The organism is Methylobacterium goesingense, assembly GCF_022179225.1.
Lineage (GTDB): Bacteria > Pseudomonadota > Alphaproteobacteria > Rhizobiales > Beijerinckiaceae > Methylobacterium > Methylobacterium goesingense.
In genome coordinates this window covers 1-7,696 of the sequence record NZ_BPQL01000223.1, presented here as the reverse complement: position 1 = coordinate 7,696, position 7,696 = coordinate 1, and the positions used below count along the sequence as shown (strand labels likewise).

Below are 7,696 nucleotides of genomic sequence, written 5' to 3'. Positions count from 1 at the left end.
ATCGCCGCTCTTGCCACCGTCCTTGTCCTTGGCGTTGCTCCGATCTCGTCCGCGATGGCCTACGACAGCCCCTCCCGTTACACCGGGTTCGCGCCCTACGACATCGAGACCACGGGCTCGTTCGAACCCCGCCGCGCCGCGCCCCTGCGCAACCCCTACAGCTGTCCAATGAGCTCGGCCGCCGAGGGCAACGCCAACCAGCAGAACTTCCCCACGCAGCAATACGGCCAGACCTCGGGCGGGAACCGCTGCTGATCGGACGGGAGACGGATCACCCGATGCTGCTGAAGGGCTTTTCCTACGCGATGGCCGCCGCCTTTGTCGGCAGCCTCGCCTTCACGGTCGTGGGCTCAGCCAACGCCTTCCTGAGCCTGTAGCGACCGTGAAGGCCGCCCCGGACGGCACAATAAAAAATGGGCACGGCGCGCCCCGCCAGGAACGCGCCGTGCCCACTGTGTGATCTCTAGCGTGAGGGATCAGCGGCCCTGCTGCGGCATCAGCGAGCGGGCCTGCTGGACAGCCTCGCGGCAGGATTGATCGCCCTTCGCGTTGAGGTCAGTCGCGCGCTGCAGGGCGCTCTTGGCCTGCGAGACCTTGTCCTCGGAGGAAAGGCTCGCCGAGGCGGTGGGCGTGCCACCATTCGCGGCTTGCGCGGCGGCGGTCGGCTTGTTCTCGGACTGGGCACGGACGTCACCCGGCGAGGTGGCGATGCGCCCGTTCGCGACCGCGTCGGCCTGACCGGTTCCCGCCGCCGCGGCGACGGGCCCGGAGACACCCCCGACCGTGCCAGGGGAGCCCCCGGTCTCGCGGGCGGCGCCACCCTGCTGGGCACGATCCGTGTCCGCGCCTCCGGCGGGCTTTGCCGTGCTGCCGGTCGTGTTGGCGGTCTGGTCGGACGAAGCGCTGCTTGGGCCCTTCTGCTGTCCGGTATCGGGCTGGGAGACCGGAGCGCCCATGCCGACCTGTGTTCCGAGTTCGCGCTTCAACGCCGCGATGTCATCGGTGCAGGGGCCTCCCTCCTGAGCGAAGGCAGCTGAGTTGGCAAAACCAAGGGCCGACAGTGCGGCGACGCCGCAGAGCAACTTCAGACGCGACATTCCAGGTTTCCTGATTTCCGAATGAACCCTTCGACAACAGGACAATCCGGAAAACGTTCTGTGTTTCTGTCCTGTGTCTCGATAACATTCAAGCGAGCGGCAGTATTTGTGACAACCGACATCAACAAAAACAATGGACGCCCGGCTGTTAGCCGAACGCCCATCGTGACTAGTCTTCAATCTGGTTGAGGCGAATTAGGTTCGCGTTGACTTAGTAGCCGTAGCCATACGCGGGATAGCCGTAACCGCCGCTGTAGCCGTAGGCCGGAGCATAGCCGTAGCCGCCGCCGTAATAACCGACGGGACGACCATAGCCGTAGCCGTAACCACCATAGCTGTTCGCCGCGATGGCACCGGCTGCGAGGCCGGCGATGCCGAGGCCGATGGCTGCACCGGGACCGATGCCGCGACGGTAGCCGTAGCCCCGTCCATACCCATGGCCGTAGCCGCGATATCCGCCGTAACCGCCGCGGAAGCCGACGCCACGGTAACCGCCGCCGTAGCCGCCGTGTCCGTAACCGCCGTGTCCGTAACCGTGACCGTAGCCCCAGCCACGGGCCTCGGCGGGCGCGGATGCCAGAAGGCCGAGGCCGAGCAGGGCGGTCGATGCAAGAGCGAGCTTGCGCATTCGAGACTTCCTTAACTGTTGGGTATGGCGTGGTAACAGCGAAGGGCCGCGGTGCGTTCCGATTGCGACCCAGGTCAACACGTCACAGGGTCAGTATCTCCATCCAGCCGGATCGGTATCTCAGCCTAGATGCGGACCAGATCCGGGCGCTTTCGTGGATGACTAGCCCCACCTATAGCCCAGGCCGATGGGATAGGATGCCTCGTCGCACGATGAGACATCACATCCGACAGGACGGGATCGCGCGCCCGTGCTCCGGAACCTGTCCGAGCGGGAGGCTATCCTATAGTCGGAGTGGCAAGGGGTACGATACGCCGCAATAGCCTCGGCGCCGACTTGGAAGCCGAGAGCATCGCCGCCGACACCATGCCTTCGACGAAGGTTCAACGCATCGTGAGCCTGGAGACCGCATCCGTTGCGGTGGCGGTCGGTGCCATGAATCGCGGGCCGACGCAGCCAGGCTCGCAGGCGCGTCCCCCCTAGGAATTCGCCAGCAGGCTGCCCGATTGCAGGACCACGAAGACGAGGGTGCAGACCGCGGCGGCGGCCAGGATGTAGGTGATCGTCTTGGTGAAAGTGGTCATGGACTTGCTCCGTCAGCCGCGTTTCTGAGTTTGCCCGGCCTCGATAACGTCCTCGCTCGGCAGCACGAAGACTTGGCCGGGATAGATCAGATCCGGGTTCTGGATCTGATCCTGGTTGGCGTCGTAGATCGCCGTGTAGCGATCACCCTCGCCGTAGGTGCGCCGGCTGATCGCCCAGAGGCTGTCACCCCGCTCGATCCGCGCCGTCTTCACTTCGGGCACGAAAACGATGGCGGGGCCGGCTCCGGGCTCGCGCAGGACGTCACCGGACGCCTGCGGCCCGCGCGCGAGGTCAGGTGTTCGGGCGGACTGCGCGGGCGTCGCCGGGGTCGCCGGGGTCGCGGCCATCGGGCGCACCGCACCAACTTCCGGCGATTCCCCGCCCTCGCGGCGCCCGGAACCATGGGCGGACTCCGTAGCCATGGGGGCGATCCCGGCGGTTCGACGCGCCTCTTCCGGCACCGAACGGATTTCCGGAGCAGTAGCGACGTCCGGAACCGAGAATGGGACCTCGACCCGGCTGCGGACCTTGCCCGATCCGGCCTCTACCTGATCGAGCCGGACCTTGTAGTCTCCGGGCTTCACGCCCCGTCCGATCCCGAAGGTCACCGTCCCGTCGCGTCCGACGTTGGCGGGGGCGATGAGGGTGTCGTTGAGATAGAGCCGGATCATCGAACCGGCGGTGGATCGGCCGGTGACGAACAGCCGTCCGCCCGACTGCGCGTCGATGCTCACGATCTTCGTGGGCGTCTCCGCCGCATCGGCACCGGCAGAGCCGGCACCGGTGGAGCTGGCACCGGTGGAGACGACAGGCGGTGCGGCTGCGTGCCCCTCGGCCGAACCTAGCGCCACAGGGCCGGGCGGGGCGTCGAGGGAAGAGCCACGAGACGCGCCCGGGCTGATAGTACCGCGGTCGACCGTCCGGTCGGCGGAGGCATTTGCTCCCGGTCTCGCATCGCCAGTACCCGGCAAGCCGGACCGGGGCAGATCCGGCGCGCGCAAGGCCGCCGTCGCCTGTGCTCCCGAGGCGGCATCCGGCTGCGGGCGATCTGAAAAACGCGGCGGGCCGGGCTGAGATAGGACCCGCGTCGGCCTGTCGGGCGAGGTCAGGGCAACCAGCGGCTTTGTCTCGCGCGAAGGCGCAATCACCACGGCGACGCTTTCCCGCGAGGGCTGCGTGTGCCCCTGGCCATCGGTCACGCGCAGCGCGATCTCGCTGTTGCCGGTCGGGAGGGCCGGCGGAACGACGGCGAATTGGCCGTTCGCATCCGCGACCGTCGTCGCGACGGGCTTACCGTCGACGAGGAGTTCCAGCGTTCCGCCCGGCGTGGCACGCCCGGCTACGACGAACTCGCCGCTCGGCTCGACCCGCACGGTATCGAAGGCCGGGACGTTCGCAGCCGATGCGACGGCTTGCGCCTCACCGGTTTGCGCCTGCCGGTCCGATCCGGCCGGTGTGGACACGCCGTCACCCGACGCCCGGCCGCCAACCGTCTCAGACGGCGCGATCTCCGCCACCGGCGTCGCCGCGCGCGGGGGTATCGACGCGAAGCGCCGCAGAGGGTCGCCACCGACGGTTAGGGCGACGATCATCCCGATCCCGACAAGCAGCGCGAGGAGTACGAACACACCGGCGCAGCGCCCGAGCCCCGGCACAGGCGCGGGTGGGGGCGCAGGTGCCCTCTGGAGGGCCGGAGCCGACACGCCGGCAGCATTCCGGCGCGGGCGCCGGCCACGGAACAGGGCTGCCAGCAGACCCAGGACGATCAGGAGGATGCCGGGGAATACGCGCACGAGGCCGTGGCGCAAGCGGGTCAACATACCGGTCCCTCGTCTCCTTCGTTGCAAATGATGACCGGGAATGCCGATCGTGGCGCTGCGCGAACCGGGCCTCAGTCGTCCGCCTCGTCGCGTCCGGCGCGGGTGCGTTCATAGGCAGCGATGGCACGCGAGCAGCCCTCCGAGAGGTTCGGGCGGTTGCGCTTGAAACAGGCCTTCACCTCCGGTCCGCCCGGTTTCATCCCCGCGCACAGGCGCAGGTAATCACCCCCGCAATTCGCCCGCATGGCCTCCATCTCGGGCCCTTCCCGCTCAGGCCCCTCCTGCGCCGAAGCGGGCCGCGAGAACGCCAGGGCCCCCGCGAGCACGATTGCCGTCACGGCAGCGAAACTGACAGTCATGTGGATTTCCCGACTTCGGTATGGAGTGTTGCAAGCGGCTTGCGCGGATGCTGGCTTACGGGGTCCGGCGAGAGCTCAGCGCGGCGGCTGAGCGGTCCCGGGCTGGCCCGGCGTGCCCGGACCTTCGGCGGGCGGGCTCGCGAGTTGCTGGCGCAGTTCGGCGAGCTTCGCCTGAGCGGTGCTGAGGTCCTGCCGGGTCGTGGCTAGCCGCTCGTCGAGGGTCGCCGCCTCCTTGTTGCGCGCCGCCAGGGTCTCGGTGAGCGTCGCCAGCTCGGCCTGGGCATCGGCTTGGCGCTTCTGCAGGCCCTCGACGGCGGCCTTGGCCGCATCGCGGTCGGCCGACAGCGCCTGGACCGTCTGTTCGGCCTGGTTGCGTTCGGACAGCACCCGATCGCGCTGCGCCTTGGCTTCCGCGAGGTCCTTCTGAACGCCCGTCAGCCCGTCCCGCGCCTGCTGCGTTTCGCGATTGGCCTGCTCGACCTCGCCGGTGAGCCTGTCCCGGTTCGCGTTCAGTCCGGCCACGGCCTGCTCGGTCTCGGTGCGCTGCCGGGTCGCCTGCTCGGCTGCGGCGCGGGCATCCGCCAGCTCCTTCTGGGCGGCGGCGGCAGCTTCGCGGGCGTTCTGCTGACGCTCCTCGGCCTTGGCGAGATCGGCCGTCTTGGCGGTCGCCTCCTGGGTCATGGTGGCGAGATCGGCGCGCAGCTTGGCTTCCTGCACCCGGGCATCCTCGAGCCGGCGACCGACCTCGGCGAGATCCTGCGTGCGGTCGACGGCCGCCTTCTCGGCCTTGGCGATGGTGTCGCGCAGGGGAGCGAGCGTCCGCTCTGCCTCTGCGACCTGGCCTTGAACATCGGTGAGCTTGCGCGTCGCGGACTCCGCCGCCCGCTGCATCTCGGAGGCCTTGGCCTCGGCGGCCTGCTGCTCCTGGACGAGCGTCGCGGCCCGGGCCTTTGCTTGCTCGGCCGCCTGGGTCGCCTGCTGGTCCTGCTGCTGGGCCGCGCTGATCTTGCCCTGGAGCGTGCTCAAGGTCCCGGCGGCCGCGATCTGCCGCTCCAGGTCGGCGCGCAGCGACATCTGTTGCGTCTGCAGATCGGCAATGCGGTGGTCGCGCGCCCCGCGCTGGCGCGCGCTCGCGATGGAGGCGACGATCAGCCAGACGAGCAGCACAGCGGCCACGACCGCGAGGCTGAAGGGAACGGGGCGGCGCAGTTCCGCGCGGTAGTCGATGGCCATGGGATCTCGCAAGGTCGGGGCAAGGTCGGGGAAGGTGGTGGATCGAAGAACCCCGACGTGGCGTCACCCGGCGTCGTGGATGGCCGACACCCACACCGGGCGCCGGCCGCATCCGTCGCGATCAGGCGGTCGTGCGACCGTCGGTGGCGTAGCGATCAATGGCCGAGGGCAGCTCGCGCGACAGGCGGGAGAGCAGCGCGCTGCGGCTCAGGCCTGTCTGCTGGGTGAGGTGGTCGAGGGTGTCCGACCCGATGGCGCGCTCAAGGTCGGCCTCGGGGATGTCGCGGTTCGGCCCCTGGTTGACCCAGGACTTGGCCGCCTCACCGTGACCGCCTTGCGTGAAATGGTCGACGAGTTCGCTCAGGCCGCTGGCGATCAGACCGCCGATCCCGGCCGTGCCGACGCCACCCAGGAGACCGCCGAGGTTGCCGAGACTGCTGCCGCTGCTCGACGGGGCCGGGCGGGACGTGTTCGGGATCGGCGGGACGGTACCGTGTGCCGGTGCGTCGTGGCCCTTCAGCAGCTCGGCGAGCTTGTCGCGGTTCTGGTAGCCCGCCACGGCCAGCAGGCCCAGCAGCGCCGTCATCGAGGGATAGCCCTTGCTCATGGTTCGTCCTTTGAGGTCTCGGGGTGAAGGGTGGGGCGGGAAAGGGCGGACGGGATCTATCCGGGCGCCCGTTTCGAGACGCGGTTCCGTTCAGTGGCCGGTGTGGGCCGGCGCGAGCGGACGCGAGCGCCCGCCCCGGCCACCGAGGGCATCACGGGCAGGGGTGACGATCGCCGTCGTTGCCCAGATAGGTACCGCTGGCCGCGTCGTAGGAGCGGAAGCGGCGAGCGCAGGCGGCGACGGCCTCGGGGTTGGGGCCGCCCCGAACGACCACGGGGGCGGCCTGCGCCTGCGAATTGGCGATGGCACCGCCGATGATGGCGCCCGCGGCGAGGCCTGCTACACCCGCGCCGACCGCCGCGCCCACGCCGGGCCCGCCGCGCCGATATCCGTAGCCGCGACGTGCGCCATAGCCCCGTCCGTACCCGCGCCCGCCGCGCCAGCCATGGCGATGCCCGAACCGGCGATACTGGACGTAATCGGTCGGCAGGTCGCCCCGGGCCAGCGCCTCGAGGGGCGCGACCTGAACGGGGGATGCCCCGCTGGGGGAAGCCTGGACCGGCAGCCCGACCAGGGTGGCGGCGACGGTGGCGGCGAGGACGAGGGTCAACTTCATCGTGTGACGGTCTCCGGGTACGAAAGCGGGCTGGTCGGCGAGGTTCAGTAGCCGCGGCGATTCGGCGGGACGGCGGAACGGCCGCCGAAACGGCGGCTGACGTAGGCGATGATCTTCGGGAGCAGGAAGGCGGTCAGGAGCTTGCGGATCATGGGTTAGTCTCCGTTGGGTCGGGCTTGCGTGGTCTGCGAGTCAGCGCCGGGAGCGGGACAGCCAGCCGACCGCGAAAGCGATGGCGGCGAGCCCGAGAAGGGCGGAGGTGCGGTTGTCGTCAGCGTAACGCACGGCCTGACGGCCGTAGGTGGTTCCGCGCTTGCGCGCGTGACGGGCGAAATCGCGGCCGTCCGCAATGAGGTCGTCGGCACGGTCACGGGCCGCGTCCGCGAGGTGACGGCCGTCCTCGGCCAAATCTTCGGCCCGCTCGCGTGCGCGGCCGTAGGCGTATTGCGCGCCGCCCGCCACTTGGTTCACGGCGCCCCGGACCTGGCGGGCCGGATCACCGGTGATACCGCCGAGGGCGGTCTGTGCACGGCCTTTGACGTGGCGGGACGCGCCGCGGAACTGGTCTCCGTTCATGGGTCGGATCTCCTGAGTTCGAGGGGGAATGCGGGGATGCGAGACCCGGCCGGTCGCGGGGACCGGCCGGGGTTCGCGGGTTGGTTCTGGTGGATCAGGCGCGGCGGGCGGCGTAGCCGTCGGCCAGGGTGTGGAGCTTGGGGGCGCCGAAGCGGCCGCCCAGGAAACCCGCCAG

At 69.8% G+C, this 7,696-nt stretch carries 9 protein-coding genes; 1 reads left to right on the top strand and 8 read right to left on the bottom strand.

Translation table 11 applies throughout. The annotated features are described in order from the left end of the window. Positions 1-255: hypothetical protein (locus MFF30_RS25265; protein ID WP_238282978.1), on the top strand; the 255-nt coding region annotated here is incomplete at its 5' end. A gap of 221 nt (positions 256-476) precedes the next feature. Here MFF30_RS25265 and MFF30_RS25260 read toward each other — a convergent pair. The 8 genes from MFF30_RS25260 to MFF30_RS25225 form a co-directional block, all read right to left on the bottom strand. Next, a complete protein-coding gene (locus tag MFF30_RS25260) occupies positions 477-1,097 on the bottom strand; it encodes a hypothetical protein (RefSeq protein ID WP_238282977.1) in 621 nt (206 codons plus the stop codon). Between the two features lie 211 nt (positions 1,098-1,308). Then, the gene (locus MFF30_RS25255; protein WP_238282976.1) at positions 1,309-1,725 is read right to left on the bottom strand and encodes a hypothetical protein; all 417 of its coding nucleotides are present in this window, start codon (positions 1,723-1,725) and stop codon (positions 1,309-1,311) included. A 596-nt stretch (positions 1,726-2,321) separates the two neighbouring features. Beyond that, positions 2,322-4,130 (bottom strand): LysM peptidoglycan-binding domain-containing protein, encoded by a 1,809-nt coding sequence (locus MFF30_RS25250; RefSeq protein WP_238282975.1) that lies wholly within the window; start codon positions 4,128-4,130, stop codon positions 2,322-2,324. 71 nt (positions 4,131-4,201) lie between these two features. After that, positions 4,202-4,489, bottom strand: coding sequence for a hypothetical protein (locus tag MFF30_RS25245; protein ID WP_238282974.1), 288 nt, complete (start codon positions 4,487-4,489; stop codon positions 4,202-4,204). 75 nt (positions 4,490-4,564) lie between these two features. Beyond that, positions 4,565-5,722 carry a coiled-coil domain-containing protein gene (locus MFF30_RS25240; protein WP_238282973.1) on the bottom strand — a complete coding sequence of 386 codons (1,158 nt, stop codon included), beginning with the start codon at positions 5,720-5,722 and terminating at the stop codon, positions 4,565-4,567. A 121-nt stretch (positions 5,723-5,843) separates the two neighbouring features. Beyond that, entirely contained in the window at positions 5,844-6,329 is a 486-nt protein-coding gene (locus tag MFF30_RS25235; protein ID WP_238282972.1) for a YidB family protein, read from the bottom strand. Between the two features lie 151 nt (positions 6,330-6,480). Beyond that, positions 6,481-6,945 carry a BA14K family protein gene (locus MFF30_RS25230; protein ID WP_238282971.1) on the bottom strand — a complete coding sequence of 155 codons (465 nt, stop codon included), beginning with the start codon at positions 6,943-6,945 and terminating at the stop codon, positions 6,481-6,483. 192 nt (positions 6,946-7,137) lie between these two features. Continuing rightward, positions 7,138-7,521, bottom strand: a complete 384-nt coding sequence (locus tag MFF30_RS25225; protein ID WP_238282970.1) for a CsbD family protein — start codon at positions 7,519-7,521, stop codon at positions 7,138-7,140. Positions 7,522-7,696: the final 175 nt, after the last annotated feature.